A 17,716-nucleotide genomic window follows, 5' to 3' on the forward strand; every position below is an offset into this window, starting at 1 on the left:
GTCCGAATGACAAAGCAAGACGTGATTTCGGAGCTGAGGAGACGGGAATCGGGAGGATGCCGCCCATGTTTCAGACGAATCCGAGCATCGAGACCGCAGTTTGCGCATACGACCGCACGACCCGCACGACCATCACGCGCCCCCTCCTGCGGCAATAACACCCCAGAGGTGACGATTCAGTCGGTCGATGGCGCGGAAGACAGTGCCCTTGGCGCCGAGTCACGTACCGACGCGTTCGGCATGGTAGCAGGCACGACGGGCAAACCGGACGGCGCCCCCAAAATGACGTGAATGCGGCCATCGCGCGAGCCGCTCACTCGGGCACGGCCGACTTGTCCTGCGCCGTTGGTGCCGGCCGCCCGAAGCACACCGCCGCCAGAGGCCGCGTCTGGCGCGTCGGGATTGAAGCGTCGGTAGAGTTCGAGCACGGCAGCCACATAGTCGCGGGTCTCCGCGTAAGGCGGGATCTGATCGGCATGACGCGCGACAGCGCCCTCGCCGGCGTTGTACGACGCCAGCACCAGTTCGAGACGATCGGGATAACGCGCCTGCAAATCACGCAGATAGCGCGCCCCCGTCAACACGTTGATACGCGGATCGGTCAGTTTGTCCGCGACCGTGCGCTTCGCATCGGCACGCACGCCGTAACGCTCGCCCGTCGTCGGGAGTACCTGCATCAGGCCGACCGCCCCCTTGGGCGACACGGCATCGCTATCGAATCCCGACTCGGCCGCAATCACCGCCTTGAGCAGCGCGGCATCCACCTGAAAACGCTGCGCCGCCTGGGCAATGACGGGTGCGAGCTTTTTCAGATTGGGATGACGTGCGAGCGCGTCGTAAAGACGTGAGCGATCGGTACCGGTGACAGCGCCGCCCGGCTGGGCTCGCAGATCGGCGCTAGCCCCTGACCCGACGACCAGACGGTAGCGCGCGTCGAGCTTGCGTGCGGCGAGATGAGCCACGCCGTTCTCGTCGACATAACCGTAGAGTTCGGCATGCGCAAGCGGCGGCGCGACAAGCAGCGCAGCCGCCAGCGCGGGCCCTGCGAGCTTGCGCAGAGAGAACGGTTGGCGGAGCGCGCTCGCGCGATCCGCCGTCGACACTGACTTATTGCTGACCTTTGACATGCACCTTGATCGTCTGGCTCATCGCCGGACCATACGACTGGTGCGCACCGTTGGCGAACTGCATCGTCAACGTGTGATCGCCCGGCGTCAGATTGACGCTCGTCTCGGTCTGGCCCTTGCCAAAATGCAGGTGCGTGTCGTCGGTGGGAACGACCTGACCTGCCGGAACGGAATCGCCGTCGATAATGAGGTGGTGATGACCGGTGTTGGGCGTCATATCGCCCGCCGGCTTGATCGCCATCCCCTCGACGCCGAACTTGACCACGACCGGGTTCGACACCGTGGCACCGTTGGTCGGCGCAACGAAGAAGACGCGCGGCTGAGCCGACTGTGCCAAAGCGGTAACGCTTGCGCCAGCAAGCAGTAGCGGCACGAAAATGCAACGCATGGAACGCAACATAACGCGACTCCCGGAAGGGTGAAGCTTGGATTATCCCACTATGTGAGCGCTCACGCTGGTCTGCCCATGCGTGAGGCTCCCGCGATTGGAACGACGTCTGCGCAAGCGCTTAGATGTCGGCTTCCACTTCATTGCCCTTGGCTTCGAGCCAGCTGCGCCGTTGCGCCGCTTCGCCCTTGCCCATGAGCATGTTCATACGCGCCACGGTCGCATCGAAATCCAGAGCGCCGAGCGCCACCGGGCTCAGCCGGCGCGTGTCGGGATTCATGGTGGTTTCCCACAACTGCGCGGCACTCATTTCTCCCAGCCCCTTGAAGCGGCTGATCGACCATGCGGACTCGCGCACGCCATCCTTGCGCAGTTTGTCGAGAATCGCCTCGAGCTCACCTTCGTCGAGCGCGTAGAGCTTCTGCGCGGGCTTCTTGCCACGGGCCGGGGCGTCCACGCGATAAAGCGGCGGACGCGCCACATACACATGCCCCGTCGCAATCAATTGCGGGAAATGACGGAAGAACAGGGTGAGCAGCAGCACCTGAATGTGCGAGCCGTCGACGTCGGCGTCCGAGAGAATGCAGATCTTGCCGTAGCGCAGATTCGACAGGTCGGGCGTGTCGTTCGCGCCATGCGGATCGACGCCGATGGCCACGGCGATGTCATGCACTTCGTTGTTCGCGAAGAGCCTGTCGCGCTCGGTCTCCCAAGTGTTGAGCACCTTGCCGCGCAACGGCAGAATCGCCTGAAACTCCTTGTCGCGGCCCATCTTCGCCGAGCCGCCTGCCGAGTCGCCCTCGACCAGAAACAGTTCGTTACGCGTGATGTCTTCGGTCTCGCAATCGGTGAGCTTGCCCGGCAACACGGCCACGCCGGAACTCTTCTTCTTCTCGATCTTCTGGCCGGCGCGCGTGCGCGCCTGCGCCTGACGAATCACAAGTTCGGCGAGCTTCTTGCCATGCTCGACGTGATGATTGAGCCACAGCTCGAGCGCAGGACGCGTGAACGACGACACCAGACGCACGGCGTCGCGGCTATTCAGACGCTCCTTGATCTGGCCCTGAAACTGCGGATCGAGGACCTTCGCGGACAGCACGAACGACACGCGCGAGAAGACGTCTTCCGGCAGCAACTTCACGCCCTTTGGCTGAAGATTATGCAGTTCGATGAAGCCTCGCACGGCCTGAAACAACCCTTCGCGCAGGCCCGATTCGTGCGTGCCGCCGGCTGGCGTCGGAATCAGGTTGACGTACGACTCGCGCACCGGCGCACCGTCTTCGGTCCAGGCGACGACCCACGCCGCGCCCTCGCCTTCGGCGAAGCTGTCTTCGTTGCCGTCGGCAAATCGCTCGCCTTCGAACAACGGAATGAGCGGCTCGGCACCGTTCAGCGATTCGACCAGGTAGCCACGCAGACCCTGCTCGTAGAACCACGTCTGCTCTTCGCCGTTCTTCTCCTGACGCAACGTCACGCGCACGCCCGGCAACAGCACTGCTTTCGAGCGCAGCAAGCGTTGCAGTTCGCCCAGCGGCAGCGCAGGGCTGTCGAAGTACTTCGTGTCCGGCCAGACGGTGACACGTGTACCGCTCTTCTTCTCACCGCGTTGTGCGGCACGCGAATGCAGTGCCACGTTGACGTTACCGCCGTCGGCGAACTCGAGTTCGGAAACCTGACCGTCGCGCCAGACGGTGACCGCCAGGCGGGTGGCCAGTGCGTTCGTCACCGACACGCCAACGCCGTGCAAACCACCGGAGAAGGTGTAAGCGCCACCGGCGGCCTTATCGAACTTGCCACCGGCGTGCAGGCGGGTGAATACGATTTCGACGACCGGCACCCCCTCTTCCGGGTGGATGCCGACGGGGATGCCACGACCGTCGTCCTCGACGCTCACCGAACCATCCTTGTTCAGAGTGACGAGAATCTGCTTACCGAAACCGCCCAGCGCTTCGTCCGACGCGTTGTCGATGACTTCCTGAATGATGTGCAGCGGATTTTCGGTGCGTGTGTACATGCCCGGGCGCTGCTTGACCGGCTCAAGGCCCTTCAGGACCTTGATGGACGCTTCGCTGTACTGGGCAGGCGTATTTTTTTTCGACATAGCGTGACTGAATTGGGGTACGACGCCCGGCGATTATCCACATTTCCTGTGGACAACCACGGGGAAAACCCATTAACACATGACAAAAGTGACGCCGGATCAACGACTTGAGTTGCGGCGCCCACATAATGGGCACTCTGAGCGCTTCGCGCCCGGCATGGGGGTCCGGGAAGCGAGCCGCGCCTGATGAATCGCGGCCTATTGTACTGTCACTCGCGATGCGATCGAATGACAGCCCCTGCCGGACAACATTCGGCGGCCGGACCTCGGGCCGCAGGAGCGTCCATCGACACTCAGGCGTTCTCGCCGCGCTGCCTGGCTTCGAGCACTTCCCAGCGTTCGAGCGCTTCGAGCAACTCCAGTTCAATGGCTTCGAAACGTTCGGACAACGCCGCCCCGGCTGCCGGATCTTTCACAAAGATCGAACCGTCTTCGATCTTCGCCGCAGCCTCCTTCTGCTCGTTTTCCAACGAAGCGATGCGCTCCGGCAGACCGTCGAGCTCTCGCTGCTCCTTGTAGCTCAGCTTGACCTTGCGATTCGCGCTGCGCTTGGCGGCGACGGAGGCATCCTTGGCCACCTCATCGGAGGGTGCACGCTGCGCGGCGAGCGCGGCGGAGCGCTCGCTCTGCACCTGCCAGTCGGTGAATCCGCCGACATACTCGCGCCAGTTGCCGTCGCCCTCGGCCGCAATGACCGAGGTCACGACGTTATCCAGGAATGTCCGGTCGTGGCTCACGAGGAACACGGTGCCGGTGTACTCCTCAAGCAGTTCTTCGAGCAGTTCGAGGGTCGGGATGTCCAGATCGTTGGTCGGCTCGTCGAGCACCAGCACATTGGCCGGACGCGCGAACAAGCGCGCGAGCAGCAGGCGGTTTCGCTCGCCACCCGAGAGCGACTTCACCGGCGAGCGGGCGCGCTCCGGCGAGAACAGGAAGTCACCGAGATAACTCATGACGTGCTTGCGCACGCCACTGATTTCGATCCAGTCGCTACCCGGGCTGATCGTATCGAGCAGGCTCTTCTCCGGATCGAGCTGTGCGCGCATCTGATCGAAGTACGCCACCTGCAAATTGGTACCCACGCGGATCTGCCCGCTATCCGGCGTGATGTCGCCGAGGATAAGCTTGAGCATCGTCGTCTTGCCGACGCCATTCGGACCGACGAGACCCACCTTGTCGCCACGCATGAGCGTCGCCGTGAAATCGCGCACGATGACGCGATCGCCATACGATTTCGTCACGTTGGTGAGTTCCGCCACGATCTTGCCGGACTTCTCGGCTTGCGCCACGTCCATGCGCACATTGCCCTGAATCTCACGGCGCTCGGCACGCTCGTTGCGCATCGTCTTCAAACGCTCGATGCGCGACACACTCCGCGTGCGGCGCGCTTCAACGCCCTTGCGAATCCACACCTCTTCCTGTGCGAGCAGCTTGTCGAACTTCTCGTTCTCTACCCGCTCGACTTCGAGTTGTGCGGCTTTGCGCTCCTGGTATTGCGTGAAGTTGCCGGGGTACGACAGCAAGCGTCCACGATCGAGTTCGACGATACGTGTGGCGACACGGTCGAGAAAACTGCGGTCGTGGGTGATGAACAGCAGCGCGCCGCGAAAGCCGATGAGCAGTTCTTCGAGCCAGCGGATCGCCTCGAAATCGAGGTGGTTGGTCGGCTCGTCGAGAAGCAACACGTCGGGTTTCGCGACCCAGGCCTGCGCAAGCGAAACGCGCTTTTGCATCCCGCCGGAGAGCGCCCCGACACGCGCATGCCCGTCGAGGCCAAGCTGAGCAATGGTCGTCTCGACACGCGTCTTGAGTTGCCATGCATCGGCGGCATCGAGCGAGGATTGCAGGGTGTTGAGTCGCGCGAGCAGCGCATCGTGCTCGGCGCCATCGGGCGCTTCGGCCAATGCCTCGGCCGTGCGGTCGTAATCGGAGAGCAACTGGTGCGCGTCGCCCAGGCCGAGCGCGACGGCGTCGAACACCGTCTGATCGGCGTCGAACTCGGGCTCCTGCGGCACGTAGACCGTATGGAGCCCAGCCTGACGGGCAACCAGCCCGTCGTCGGGCGCCGTCAGGCCCGCCACGATCTTGAGCAGCGACGACTTACCTGCGCCATTGCGCCCGATAAGCCCGACGCGCTCACCGGCTTCGAGCGAAAAATCGGCATTGTCGAGCAATGCCACGTGACCGAACGCCAGTTGGGCGCCCGTGATGGAATACAAGGCCATGAGTCGGGGAACGGGAGAACTACGATGGGAGGTATTGTAGTGCCGGGCACGAAGGCCCGACCGATATTGCACTGCGAATGCGCTGCTTCTACACGGCTAAGGTACGGTCATTGCGCGGCCGGTGCGCGCAGCATTTCGATATGCATGATGCCGTCTTCGTCATACGGCTCGCTTGCCTTGACGAACCCGAACGCGCCATAAAACGCTTCCAGATGCGCCTGAGCACCGATGCGCAGCGGGGCTGATGGCCACTGTACCTCGGCAATGGCCACCGCCCGGGCGAGCAACTCGCGCCCGAGTCCGGTACCGCGATGCGACGCTGCCGTGATCACTCGCCCGATCGACGCCTCGTCGTAGGCAAGTCCCGGCGGCAGTAGACGCAGATACGCGGCAATCTGCTGCTGGTCCGACGCGTCGCGCACTTGCGCAACGAGATGCAGGCTATGGGGATCGCGTCCGTCGATGTCCTGATAGGGGCACTGTTGCTCAACCACGAATACGGCATTTCGCGCCGCCAGAATGCGGTAAAGCAGTGTGCTGCCCAACTCGTCGAACGACTTGCACATCCATTCCATTCCCGACTCTCCCGCCTCGCGTTGCGAAAGGCGGGACTATAGCACCGTCACAAATCGACGATGCCAGCATCGCGCACAGGGAATGAACTCGGGATTGGATTTACTGGTAGTAGACGATGCCCTGCTCGATGTCGGCACGGGCATTGCGCTCGGCGTCGTCAAGGGCGTTACCTTGCGTGGCAAAGCCGTAGGCGGTCTGCACCTGATAGGCGCCTACCTTCTCCATCCCACGTTGCGTCGGGCGGTGAATCTCGTAGAACGCGTCCCAGCGGGCGTTGTCACGCTCCACGGCACGGACGCTGTACTGGAATTCTTGATATTGTGATGTTTTCATTTTGTATCCTTCTTACTGCATAAAATTTGACTAATAACGATCCCTCTCCAATCGGCTTACGGTGATGAGAGTGCAGATTTGCACAAATGTTTCCGTGAAGTGCACGCAGACTATCCGCCAAATATGACAGGCACGAGACATTCGCGTGACTGACATACGACAGACGGCACTGCTGAACGCTGCGTACGGCACAAGACCGCAGGCACACCGTCACTGCGCAACGTAAGGCGCAATGGGGGCGTTCTGTGTACAACTTCCTATTTCGGGGAACGGTGCACTGCCACCCGGTCGGGGGTAGCGGCAAGAACGTTGGTCACGTGGAATCGCGCCAATCATTCAGGGCGACATGCGGTAGCACGGTCGTGTGGCACATGTGTAGTGATAATCGTGCCACACGTTGGCTAACTCCGGGCGGGGTCTGAACCTGCCCGGCATTTCATGCCACGGGTGACTGCCACTCATTGAATCCGAAGATGACGGAAAAATGAGCACAGTTGGCGAATGATAACAGAAAAATCCTGCTCATGCACCAAAGCAGACAAACGCCAAAACCTGTCTAGCGGGCTGAGGTACGGTCGTCGATTTGGGCCAGTACCCAGTACATATAGCCCGCGAACGCCCCGAAGATCACGTGCCCGGCCAACATCGTCCAGCCACGCGACTCGATGAACCACGGAAACAATTGCGTCATCACGTAAAAATTGACGGCATACACGATCAGCCCGAAGACGGCGCCCGCCACCGATACGGTCACAACGTCCGAATCCAACCGGAACGGAGCGACGATGGCACCCAGCACGACGCCCAGCACGACCCCGATGGCCGCGTGAACCATGAGCGCCATGGCAACGATCGAGATATCGAACGTGGCAGGCTGAGACAGAATGCCCGGCCCCAGCACGATGGCCGCGACCATCCGGGGCGGCACCCACGGGCTCTGGCCGGAGACCAGCAGCACCATGAGCATTTCCACCGCAGAGAAGAAAGCGCAGGCGACGAAGCCGGCGACGGCGGCCGCCATCCAGTCGGGCGAACGGTGCGTGTAGCGATGCGAGTGGAGGTGCAGTTCCATGATGTCCTCCCTTGAGGGTTGCTCACAGGCCGCCGGCAGCACCGGCAGTCTTTTCAGGATAGAACAATCCGGGCGCGGCGACGGCTGGCCAGCGCTATATACTTGGCGTCACGGCCCGCCGCCGGCGGGACTTTCGGGAGATATCGTATGTCCAGTCTTATTGGCTTGCTCGTCGCTATCGTGCTCGTTGGGGTTCCCGTCTGGCGCATTCTGACCCGGCTCGGCCTGTCGCCCTGGTTCACGATACTGGCCTTCATCCCGGTCGTGAACATCATTTCCCTCTGGCTGCTGTCCTATGCCAACTGGCCCGGACAGCGCACGGCGGTACAAGTCCCCAACGTCTGACGCTGCCTCGCCGATGCCCGCTCGCGAGGCATCGGCAACCCGCCCTCCTGCAACCGCTGGCGCAGGTTCTCGTCGATTTCCGCCGATTCGTGCCATTTTCCGGCTAGCTCTCCCGCATCACTCCCCAGGTCGATTCTCCGCGCCATCCCGCTTGCACGCCGCGTTACGGCATGAACGCCCGCCCGTGGTGCAATGCGGTACGGTAGAATATTCGCCAAACTCCAAACACTGGTCAGGCATGAGCACAGAGCTGAACGCGGCATCCAATTTCATCCGCAACATCATTGACGAAGACAATCGCTCGGGCAAATGGGGCCAGCGCGTCGAAACGCGCTTCCCGCCGGAGCCTAACGGCTATCTGCACATCGGTCACGCGAAGGCCATTTGCGTGAACTTCGGCATGGCGCGCGACTACGATGGCGTGTGCCATCTGCGTTTCGACGACACGAACCCGGAAAAAGAAGAGACCGAATACGTCGACTCGATCATCGAAATGGTCAAGTGGCTCGGTTTCAGCTACCAGACGCCGCAGAAGGAACATCTCTACTTCGCCAGCGACTACTTCGACAAGCTCTATCAGGGCGCCGAGATCCTGATTCAGCGCGGCAAGGCATACGTCGATAGCCAGAGCGCCGACGACATGCGCGCCAACCGTGGCTCGCTCACCGAGCCGGGCAAGGATTCGCCGTTCCGCAACCGCTCGGTGGAAGAGAACCTCGATCTGTTCCGTCGCATGCGCGCGGGCGAATTCGCCGACGGCACGCACGTGCTGCGCGCCAAGATCGATATGTCCTCGCCGAACATCAATCTGCGCGACCCGGCCATCTACCGTATCCGTCACGCCCACCACCATCGCACGGGCGACGCCTGGTGCATCTATCCGATGTACACCTACGCGCACCCGCTCGAGGACGCCATCGAGAACATCACGCACAGCCTGTGCACGCTGGAGTTCGAAGATCAGCGTCCGTTCTACGACTGGGTGCTCGGTGAATTGGCCGACGCCGGGATGTTCACGCGTCCGACGCCGCAGCAGATCGAATTTGCGCGTCTGCAACTGACCTATGCCATCACGAGCAAGCGCAAGCTTCGCCAGTTGGTGGACGAAAAGCACGTCGACGGTTGGGACGACCCGCGCATGCCCACACTCGTCGGCTTGCGCCGCCGCGGCTTCTCGCCGGAGAGCCTGCAACTGTTCTGCGAGCGCATCGGTGTGGCGAAGTCGGCGTCGTGGATCGACATGAGCATTCTCGAACAGGCCCTGCGCGACGACCTTGATCCGAAGGCACCGCGCGCGACGGCGGTGCTCGATCCGCTCAAGCTCATCATCGACAACTATCCGGAAGGCAAACAGGAAGACTGTCAGGCCCCGGTACATCCGCACTTCCCGGAGCGTGGCATGCGCACGTTCCCGATCTCGCGCGAGTTGTGGATCGAGCGCGAAGACTTCCAGGCAGAGCCGGTCAAGGGTTTCTTCCGCCTGTTCCCGGGTAATAAGGTGCGCCTGCGCTACGGTTACGTGGTGGAGTGCACCGGCTTCGATACCGATGCCGACGGCAACGTCACTGCCGTGCATTGCAACTACTTCGAAGACAGTCGTTCGGGCACGCCGGGGGCAGACAACTACAAGGTCAAGGGCAACATCCACTGGGTGAGTGCACCGCACGCCGTGGCTGCCGAGGTGCGCATCTATGATCGTCTGTTCCTCGATCCGAACCCGGACGCCGGCGAGAAGAACTTCCTCGACGCCATCAATCCGAACGCCAAGCGTGTCACGCAGGCCTACGTCGAACCGGGGCTGATGCACGTGGCACCGGAGGAGCGCGTGCAGTTCGAGCGCCACGGCTACTTCGTTGCCGATCGTCACGACTCCGTACCGGGCAAGCCGGTATTCAACCGGAGCGTGTCGCTCAAGGATAGCTGGGCAGTCAAACCGGCCAAGGGCGGCGGCAAGTAATCGCCATCGCAACCCTCGCCGAACAAAACCCGCGCCGCCGTGCGCGGGTTTTGCTTTTTTAGCGTTGGCTTGACGACAGACGGACGGGGCGACAGACCAAATACCCACTATAACTGGCCGACGCGCCCGGGCAGGCCGGTTCGGCGTAAGCTCGCGCCCATCGTTCGTCACCGGTTGGGCGGCTCACCTAATACGGCCCACCTGAGGCGAGCCCACCCTCAACGACCGCCAGAATCGTCGCTGTCCACCCATGCCAACGCCTCATCTGTCGCCCATGCCGGATGTCCCCTCACCGCGGTCCACGTCGCCGACTGCGGGGGAACAACACTGGCTGATCGGCGAGTTGCACGGCACCGTCGCGAACTTCGCACAGATCTACTTCATTCCGTCGGCGGGTATCGGGTTGTGGTTATTCGCCGTGCTCGCCCTGGCCGACTTGCCCGCAGCCCTGTCCGGACTGGCCGCCAGCGTTGCCGCGTCGTGTCTGGCAATTGCGCTACGGCTGCCACGCGAGCAACGCCGCAGCGGACTACTGGGATACAACGGGGCGTTGGCCGGCATTGCATTTGGCGCCTTGTGGCAGCCCGACGCCACGTTTGCCGCATGGCTCGCGGTATGCGTCTGCCTGACCGTCTTCACGACGGTCCTACTCGCCCGATACCGGCTCCCAGCCCTGACCGGCCCGTTCGTGGGTGTCATGGCGCTCACGTGGGCCGCGCAGCCCTGGCTAACGTTACTGCCGCGCTCGGGAGCGCTCGCGTGCGACACGGGCACACCCGGCTTCGTCTTCTGCTCGGTAGGTCAGGTCGTCTTCGTAGCCCCGTTGGTCCTGGGCCTGCTCACCTGGTATTTGCTCGCGCTCTGGAACCTGCGTGCCACGCTGTGGGCGTTGGCGGCGGGCGTTGCCGTATGGTCGGGCATCGCCGGGCTGGCGACGGCATGGCCCGCGATGGCCGGACAAGCTGGCGGCATCGGCGTGAACGCCTTTCTTGCGGCGCTCGGATTAGGGCTATTTCATCGCCGCCCTGCCGTGCGGTTTGTCGGCGCCGTCCTGGCCAGCGTTCTTTGTATCGCGCTCGGTCAGGCGCTCAGTTCGCTCGGCTGGCCGTACTTCACGCTGCCGTTCAATCTGGCGGTCTGGATCGTGCTAGGTGCAACGGCTCAGCGCCACCGCCCCGCTTCCCCATAAAAAAATGCCCGGAACGCTCACGCTCCGGGCACTCGCTCATCGCAAACCCCGTATGGCGAAGCTGCCGCCTGTGCGGTCAGCTTCTCTGTGTGGTTTTGGCCTGCCTTCGCTCGTCTCCGAGCGCTTCTCGCTGTTGTATTGCTCCCTGCCTGACGCCCACTAACGCCCCCCGACGTTGCGAACCGCTACCGAAGCCCGGGCCTCTCGTGTGCCCTACCCATATCAACGGTCGGCCGCGAGAAAAGTTGACCGGGGTATACACCGATCTTTCGTCAATCGGTATCGGCGTCTTCGTAGTTGCCGGAAACGGCCGGCGTCTTCACGACCGCATACCGTGCCAGCGTCTCCTTGCGCGCCACGTCGTGGGCCACCAGCGGCTGGGGATAGTCACGCCCAAGCGTCACCTTGGCGTCGAGCAACGTTTGCGCGTCGGCTCGCCACGGCGCGTGCAGCGCCTTGTCGGGCAAATCGGCCAGCTCCGGCACATACTTCCGGATGAAACGGCCCTGCGGATCGAACTTCTCCGACTGCGTGATCGGATTGAAGATACGGAAATACGGTTGCGCGTCGCACCCCGTCGAGGCCGCCCACTGCCAGCCACCGTTGTTCGCCGCCAGATCGAAATCATTGAGCGCGCGCGCAAAGTACGCCTCTCCCCGTCGCCAATCGATGCCCAGATCCTTGACCAGAAAACTCGCCGTGACCATGCGTAGACGGTTGTGCATGTAGCCGGTCTGGTTGATCTGACGCATGGCGGCATCAACCAGCGGATACCCGGTTTGCCCTTCGCACCACGCGAGGAAATTCGCATCGGCCCCCTTCCCTGACGCCCATTCGATCGCGTCATACGCCGGTTTGAACGCACGACCGACCACCTCCGGATGATGGTGCAGGATCATGAAGTAGAACTCGCGCCAGATGAGTTCGCTAAGCCAGGTCTGCGCGCCACTGCCCGCATCACCGCCTTTCAACATGGCCGCATGCGCCTCGCGAGCCAGCGTGCGAATCGAGATCGTGCCAAAGCGCAGGTGTACTGACAGATAGCTCGGCCCGCGCACGGCGGGATAATCGCGCCGCTCGTGATAATGCGCCATGCGCGGCAGAAAATCGTCCAGCAATTGGCGCGCACCGGATTCTCCTGCCGGGATCGCCATCCGTCGCGCGGCCGGCACATCAAAACCCAACGATGCGAGCGAAGGAAGGGGGCGTGCACCGCCCGGAGGTACTGCCAGACGCCGCAGTTCGCCCTTGCGCCCGTGAGGGGCCAGATCGACGGGACGCACCTGCTTCAACCACGCCCGCTGATAAGGCGTGAACACGCTGTAAGGCTCGCCCTGCGCGGTCAGAATTTCGTTGACCTCGAAGATCACCTGATCCTTGACCGCCTCGAACACGATACCGATCTCGTCAAGAGAACGCGCCACCGCGCGATCACGCGCCACCGCCGCCGGTTCATAGTCCCGCCCGGCGAACACCGCCTGAACACCCAGCGACGTTGCCAGCGACGGAATCTCCACCGTGGGGTCGCCGTGACACACAATCAGCGCGCCGCCGGCACTTTCCAGCGTGCCAGCCAACTCGGCGACACTGTCGTGAATGAACGCGACCCGGCGATCGTCGGAGGGCAGGCCTGCCAGAATTGTCGTGTCGAAAACGAACACCGCATATACCTCGCGGCACGTCGCAAGCGCCTGCGTCAGCGTTGCGTTATCGGTGCAGCGCAGGTCGCGCCGCATCCATACCAGCCCTTTTTGGAATTCGCTCATGTCGGTTTAGCGCGATGTCGGTTTGACGCGACACCTGTGCGCCGCTATCAGTCGATTCGGGACGAATCCTTCAAATCCCGTACCATAGCGAGATCGCGGACTTTATGCCATCGGCCTCGATTACCTCATGACTCGGAAGTTTCCGAATTTGGCTCGCGCGCGCCGTGTCGTGCCGGCCCTCTTCTGTGTCGCAACCGTCCTGCTTGTCACCGGCTGCGCCACTCCATCGAAACCGAACACCCCGTCAGCAGCAACGCGGGCCCCCGCGCCAGACGCCCCCACGTTGCGCGAGCGTCATCTGGCAGCTGCCGACGCTGCCGCCGACCAGTACCGGACGTGTCTTTACGGCCACGTGGCACGCTACATCAATCTCGTCCCCGATCCCGCCCGGCTGGCGGACGAAGCCGCCGTAGAGTGCGCACCGATCACCGAGCGATTCCACCGCGAGCGGCAGGCCGCCATCGTGACGTACACCTCAGCCACCGATGCCGCGCAGCAAGCCGATGCCGCCACCGTCTCGCTCAAGGCCGACGGCCTGAGAGTCGCGCGCGCCCGTGCCACGGAGCTTCGCGCACTGCGGTAGGGGGCCGCCGAATCTCGCGAGAACCTACGTAGTCCCCCCGACGTGCTTTCCCTAATCGGGCAAGCCCCGATTGGCGAACGACACACCGGTGACCAAAATGAAATCGCCCTCTTACGTCCTTTTGGGGGTACTGCGACAACGTCATTTGCCCGCTTCGGCGGGCATTTTTCTTCGGTATCCGCAGAATTTTTCCCGAGACGTCCGGGGCGAGGAGACAGCGATGTGCATTTTCTGCAGACGCTGCATGGATGTCACTTGCCGTCGCGCCCACGCGGCGCCGATGCGTCCTCGTCAGACGAAGGCTCCCGCGGTTCGTCGTGTCCCAGCCACCGGTGCGCGAGCGCTTCGATGCGTCCGCCGACCGCCAGCACGATAAGCAGCAGCGCCATCGCCACAAGCGCGATATGCCAGCGGCCCAGACCGCAAATGATGCCGATCCCTGTCGTACTCCATAGCGCCGCCGCCGTCGTGAATCCATGCACCGAGGCGCCGTGGCTCGGACGGATGATGCACCCCGCGCCAAGAAAGCCGATGCCGGCAACGATGCCTTGTATCACCCGGCCGACCGACGACCCGTCGAAGGTGAGCGACGACCCCGGAAACGGCACGACCGCCAGCACGAACAAGGCCGAGCCGAACGATACGATCGCCAGCGTTCGCAAACCGACCGACTTGTGGTGCAGATTTCGATTGAGCCCGACGAGGCCGCCCAGAATCAACGCCGCCGTCAGCCGCAATGTGACTTCGATGATCTCCGTCATCCCTCACCTCACTCGCCTGCGCGATCTATGCCTGTGATGGCGCATTATCTCCCGGTGGCGCCGCAGTCAGTGCGGTAGCGTCGTCCCAGTCGTCGAACAGTCGCAACTGACGCGCCGCCTGCGCCTCCATCAGGCGCACCCCCACCCCCATGAGCCGAACGGGTTTGCGTTTGCGGCCCACCGCTTCCGCCAGCAATTCTCTGCATTGCGCAGGGTCGACGCCCAACGCACCGGCCTCAGCCGTCGTGCGCGAGAAATCGGCAAAGCGGATTTTGACGAAGACTTTGGCGACCGACAGCGGCTCGCTACGGCGCGCCCGCTCGATGCGCTCCAATAGCTGGCGAAGCAGCGGTTCCAGCGCCGTTTCGCATTCGGCAAGCGTTCGTAGATCGCGCGTGTAGGTGGTCTCGACACTGATCGATTTGCGCTCGCGATCCGGACTCACCTCGCGGGTGTCGATGCCACGGCAGCGCTCGAAAAGGCGTTGCCCGAACACGCCGAAACGCTCGGTGAGATCGGCCATCGAGTGGCTACGCAAATCGCCGCAGGAATCCACACCCAGGGCACGAAGCTTTTCCGCCGTGACCTTTCCCACTCCGAACAGGCGCTCGACGGGCAGTACGGCCACGAACGCGTCGACCTGCGCAGGCCGCACGACGAACATGCCATCGGGCTTGCGCCAGTCACTGGCGATCTTCGCGATGAACTTGTTCGGCGCCACGCCTGCCGAGACAGTCAGCCCGACTTCGGCGGCAACACGCGCGCGAATCTCTCGGGCAATCAGTGTCGCCGAGCCCTCGCAATGTTCGCTGTCCGTGACATCCAGATACGCTTCGTCCAGCGATAGCGGTTCGACGAGATCCGTGTAGTCGCGATAGATCGCCATGATGCGCCGTGACGCCTCCTGATACCGGCTCATCGTCGGTGCAATGATGCGCAGCTCGGGACACAACTTGAGCGCCTGGGCCGAGGGCATTGCGGAGCGCACACCGAAGGCGCGTGCCTCGTAATTGCATGTCGCCACCACGCCGCGCTGATCGGGTTGCCCGCCGACGGCCAGCGGAATTCCCCGCAACGACGGATCGTCACGCATCTCGACGGAGGCGTAGAAGCAGTCGGCGTCGCAGTGAATGATCTTGCGGATTGAGGATGACATGGCGGGCGGCGAAAACACTGTGCAAATATACAGCATTTGCGCAACATATGCGCCTCATCAGTGACATCCCGTCATCGCACAGGCAGGAACTGAAGGAACTGTGCGCCGAGCAGATTCTGCACATACCCGATGCCCGCTCGGCGGTACTTCTCGTCGAGCATTTCGGCCAGCAGATCGAGCCGACCGATGACCTTCCCGAATTCCCGCTCGAAGCTCACGTTGCGCACGTCGGCAATCTCGTTGGCGAGCAGCAACGGCTTGCCCACGGCATCACGACGACTCGCCAGCAACCACGCGGCAATTTCGACGTTGCGTGCCGCGTTATAGATCCGCTGCGCGTCCAGACCATCGCTCAGATAAAACACGGTCGTTCCCCCATGAGCGGCGATGATCGTGTCCGACAGGCTGAAGACGAAAGCGCCCACGCGATCGCCACCGAACGCCGGATCGAGCGAGAGCGACAGCGCTTTCACGTCACGTAAGTCCTTCAGTTCCGGCAGACTGCGTCGCCCTTCGACTGCCGCACGCAGTTGCGCCATCGCCTGTGCCTGAGTCGTGGCGCCGCCCTTGCGCCATTCTCGCGGGTTACGCTTGTAGAGCTTGTCGGCCAGCACGTACAAACTCTCGAGATTGGCCCGCATGCCCAGCGTCGCCATGCGATTGATGTCGGTCTGTGCGAGATCGGCCGTGGTCATCGACGTCGAACGCACCTTCCCGTGGTCGACCGGTGTGTCCTGATAAGACGCACATCCGGAGATCGCCACACCTGCGGCTGCACTGACGAGCGCGATCGCCCATCGTCCTCGCGCGGCATGGGTGAGCCAGTGTCGATGTCGGTGCAAGGCGTGCCGTCGGGTCATGGGCGTTTCGGTGTCGGTAAGCGACGACTCTACGCGATGAAACGCCATGCCTCGCGTCTCTCCTCCTCGAAAAATTGTGACATTCGGTAACGTCCCCTCACATCGCCCCCGTCGCCATCAGGGCAGCAGCGACTCGCGCACTTGCGCGAACAGCGGATGCGTCATCGCTTCCTCCAGACGCAACACCGGGGTGACGCAGCAATCCGCATCGGCAAAACGCGCCGCCCAGTCCGCCTGCGACGCGCTTGCAAACACTGCGGCCAATTCGCGCTGAAGTTCGCGCGCATCCTCGCCACCGATCGCTTGTCCCAGTGACCAGTGACGCGACTTCCAGTCGCTGCGTCCGAGCACATCGCACAGGGTCTGCCAGAACTTGAGTTCGAGCGCCCCTACGGCCATGTGCCGTGCGTCCTGTGTGCGGTACACCTGATAGCAAGGCACGCCGCCGTTGAGCAAATCGGTGCCCGCCCGCGACGCGTGGCCCTGCCGGTGCAACGCCACGGCGGGGACAAGATTCGCGCGAAAGACCTCGTGTGTCATGGAGATATCGAGCCAACGACCTCGCCCGGTGCGCTGCGCCGCAACGAGAGCTGCCAACACCGCTTGCACCGTCGCCTGCCCGCCGCCGTACAAGTCGCCGATCTGGAAGTTCGGGACGATGGGCGCGTCCGCCGCGTCGCCCAACTGATCGAGCACGCCGGCATAGCCGATGTAGTTGATGTCGTGCCCTGCGGCTTGCGCCATCGGGCCACGCTGTCCGTAGCCAGTGATCGACGCCATCACGAGCGACGGTCGCAAACGCGCGAGCGTCTCGTAATCGAAGCCGAGCCGCGCCATCACGCCGGGCCGGAATCCCTCGAGCAGCACGTCGGCACGAGACACCCAATCTCGAAACGTCGCACGATCCGTGTCGTGCTTCAGATCGAGGCGCTCGACGGACTTGCCCCGATTGAGCAGCCGCCAGAACGCACTCGGTGGCGCCTCGCTTTCCCCCAGCATCATCTCCCGCGCGTAGTCGCCCGCGCCCTTGTCCTCGATCTTGATGACGCGTGCTCCGAGTTCGGCTAGGCGAAGCCCCGCAAGTGGTCCCGGCAACAGGCGTGTGAGATCCAGAACGGTGATACCGGCAAGCGGTGCGTCGGCAGCCTCGGAAGCACTGGCACCCGGGGACGAAGCGGACGATTGACGTGCCTGAGAGAGATCGAGCGATTCGGTCATGGCGTGCGCGAAGGTGTGAGGAGCAATGCCCACACCGTACCGCGCCGTGCCGTCTGCCG

The 17,716-nt window shown here is 63.0% G+C and carries 16 protein-coding genes; 4 read left to right on the forward strand and 12 right to left on the reverse strand.

Features of this window, described 5'->3' with window-relative positions; translation table 11 throughout:
- Positions 1-176: 176 nt before the first annotated feature.
- The 7 genes from PI93_RS18905 to PI93_RS18935 form a co-directional block, all read right to left on the reverse strand.
- Positions 177-1,127, reverse strand: a complete 951-nt coding sequence (locus tag PI93_RS18905) for a lytic transglycosylase domain-containing protein (RefSeq protein ID WP_080759127.1) — start codon at positions 1,125-1,127, stop codon at positions 177-179.
- Complete coding sequence (locus tag PI93_RS18910) at positions 1,108-1,527, reverse strand: DUF4399 domain-containing protein (protein ID WP_191623300.1); 420 nt, start codon at positions 1,525-1,527, stop codon at positions 1,108-1,110. The genes PI93_RS18905 and PI93_RS18910 overlap by 20 nt, the downstream gene beginning before the upstream one ends.
- A 109-nt stretch (positions 1,528-1,636) precedes the next feature.
- A complete protein-coding gene (locus PI93_RS18915; protein WP_039369163.1) occupies positions 1,637-3,616 on the reverse strand; it encodes a DNA topoisomerase IV subunit B in 1,980 nt (659 codons plus the stop codon).
- 293 nt (positions 3,617-3,909) lie between these two features.
- Positions 3,910-5,841: an ATP-binding cassette domain-containing protein gene (locus PI93_RS18920; RefSeq protein ID WP_039369166.1), complete on the reverse strand. Its 1,932-nt coding sequence runs from the start codon at positions 5,839-5,841 to the stop codon at positions 3,910-3,912.
- 107 nt (positions 5,842-5,948) lie between these two features.
- A complete protein-coding gene (locus PI93_RS18925; protein ID WP_039369168.1) occupies positions 5,949-6,416 on the reverse strand; it encodes a GNAT family N-acetyltransferase in 468 nt (155 codons plus the stop codon).
- 100 nt (positions 6,417-6,516) lie between these two features.
- Complete coding sequence (locus PI93_RS18930; RefSeq protein ID WP_039369172.1) at positions 6,517-6,750, reverse strand: hypothetical protein; 234 nt, start codon at positions 6,748-6,750, stop codon at positions 6,517-6,519.
- 556 nt (positions 6,751-7,306) lie between these two features.
- A complete protein-coding gene (locus PI93_RS18935) occupies positions 7,307-7,822 on the reverse strand; it encodes a hypothetical protein (protein WP_039369175.1) in 516 nt (171 codons plus the stop codon).
- 147 nt (positions 7,823-7,969) lie between these two features.
- Between PI93_RS18935 and PI93_RS18940 the strand changes: the two genes are divergently transcribed.
- From PI93_RS18940 to PI93_RS18950, 3 genes are all read left to right on the forward strand, one after another.
- On the forward strand, positions 7,970-8,167 hold the full coding sequence (locus PI93_RS18940) for a hypothetical protein (RefSeq protein WP_039369178.1): 198 nt from the start codon (positions 7,970-7,972) through the stop codon (positions 8,165-8,167).
- Positions 8,168-8,405: 238 nt separating this feature from the next.
- Positions 8,406-10,124 (forward strand): glutamine--tRNA ligase/YqeY domain fusion protein, encoded by a 1,719-nt coding sequence (locus PI93_RS18945; protein WP_039369181.1) that lies wholly within the window; start codon positions 8,406-8,408, stop codon positions 10,122-10,124.
- A 250-nt stretch (positions 10,125-10,374) separates the two neighbouring features.
- Positions 10,375-11,313 (forward strand): urea transporter, encoded by a 939-nt coding sequence (locus PI93_RS18950; RefSeq protein WP_080759128.1) that lies wholly within the window; start codon positions 10,375-10,377, stop codon positions 11,311-11,313.
- Positions 11,314-11,585: 272 nt separating this feature from the next.
- Here the strand turns inward: PI93_RS18950 and PI93_RS18955 are convergent, their stop codons facing one another.
- Positions 11,586-13,079, reverse strand: coding sequence for a cryptochrome/photolyase family protein (locus PI93_RS18955; RefSeq protein ID WP_039369188.1), 1,494 nt, complete (start codon positions 13,077-13,079; stop codon positions 11,586-11,588).
- Between the two features lie 127 nt (positions 13,080-13,206).
- Between PI93_RS18955 and PI93_RS18960 the strand changes: the two genes are divergently transcribed.
- Positions 13,207-13,662, forward strand: coding sequence for a hypothetical protein (locus tag PI93_RS18960; protein ID WP_144400480.1), 456 nt, complete (start codon positions 13,207-13,209; stop codon positions 13,660-13,662).
- Between the two features lie 251 nt (positions 13,663-13,913).
- Here the strand turns inward: PI93_RS18960 and PI93_RS18965 are convergent, their stop codons facing one another.
- From PI93_RS18965 to PI93_RS18980, 4 genes are all read right to left on the reverse strand, one after another.
- Positions 13,914-14,423, reverse strand: a complete 510-nt coding sequence (locus tag PI93_RS18965; RefSeq protein WP_039369194.1) for an MgtC/SapB family protein — start codon at positions 14,421-14,423, stop codon at positions 13,914-13,916.
- Between the two features lie 25 nt (positions 14,424-14,448).
- Positions 14,449-15,579 carry a DNA polymerase IV gene (dinB, locus tag PI93_RS18970; protein ID WP_039369592.1) on the reverse strand — a complete coding sequence of 377 codons (1,131 nt, stop codon included), beginning with the start codon at positions 15,577-15,579 and terminating at the stop codon, positions 14,449-14,451.
- A 71-nt stretch (positions 15,580-15,650) separates the two neighbouring features.
- A complete protein-coding gene (locus PI93_RS18975; protein WP_236105796.1) occupies positions 15,651-16,439 on the reverse strand; it encodes a hypothetical protein in 789 nt (262 codons plus the stop codon).
- Between the two features lie 117 nt (positions 16,440-16,556).
- On the reverse strand, positions 16,557-17,657 hold the full coding sequence (locus PI93_RS18980) for a CaiB/BaiF CoA transferase family protein (RefSeq protein WP_039369196.1): 1,101 nt from the start codon (positions 17,655-17,657) through the stop codon (positions 16,557-16,559).
- Between the last annotated feature and the right edge of the window lie 59 nt (positions 17,658-17,716).

Source organism: Pandoraea fibrosis, assembly GCF_000807775.2.
Taxonomy (GTDB): domain Bacteria; phylum Pseudomonadota; class Gammaproteobacteria; order Burkholderiales; family Burkholderiaceae; genus Pandoraea; species Pandoraea fibrosis.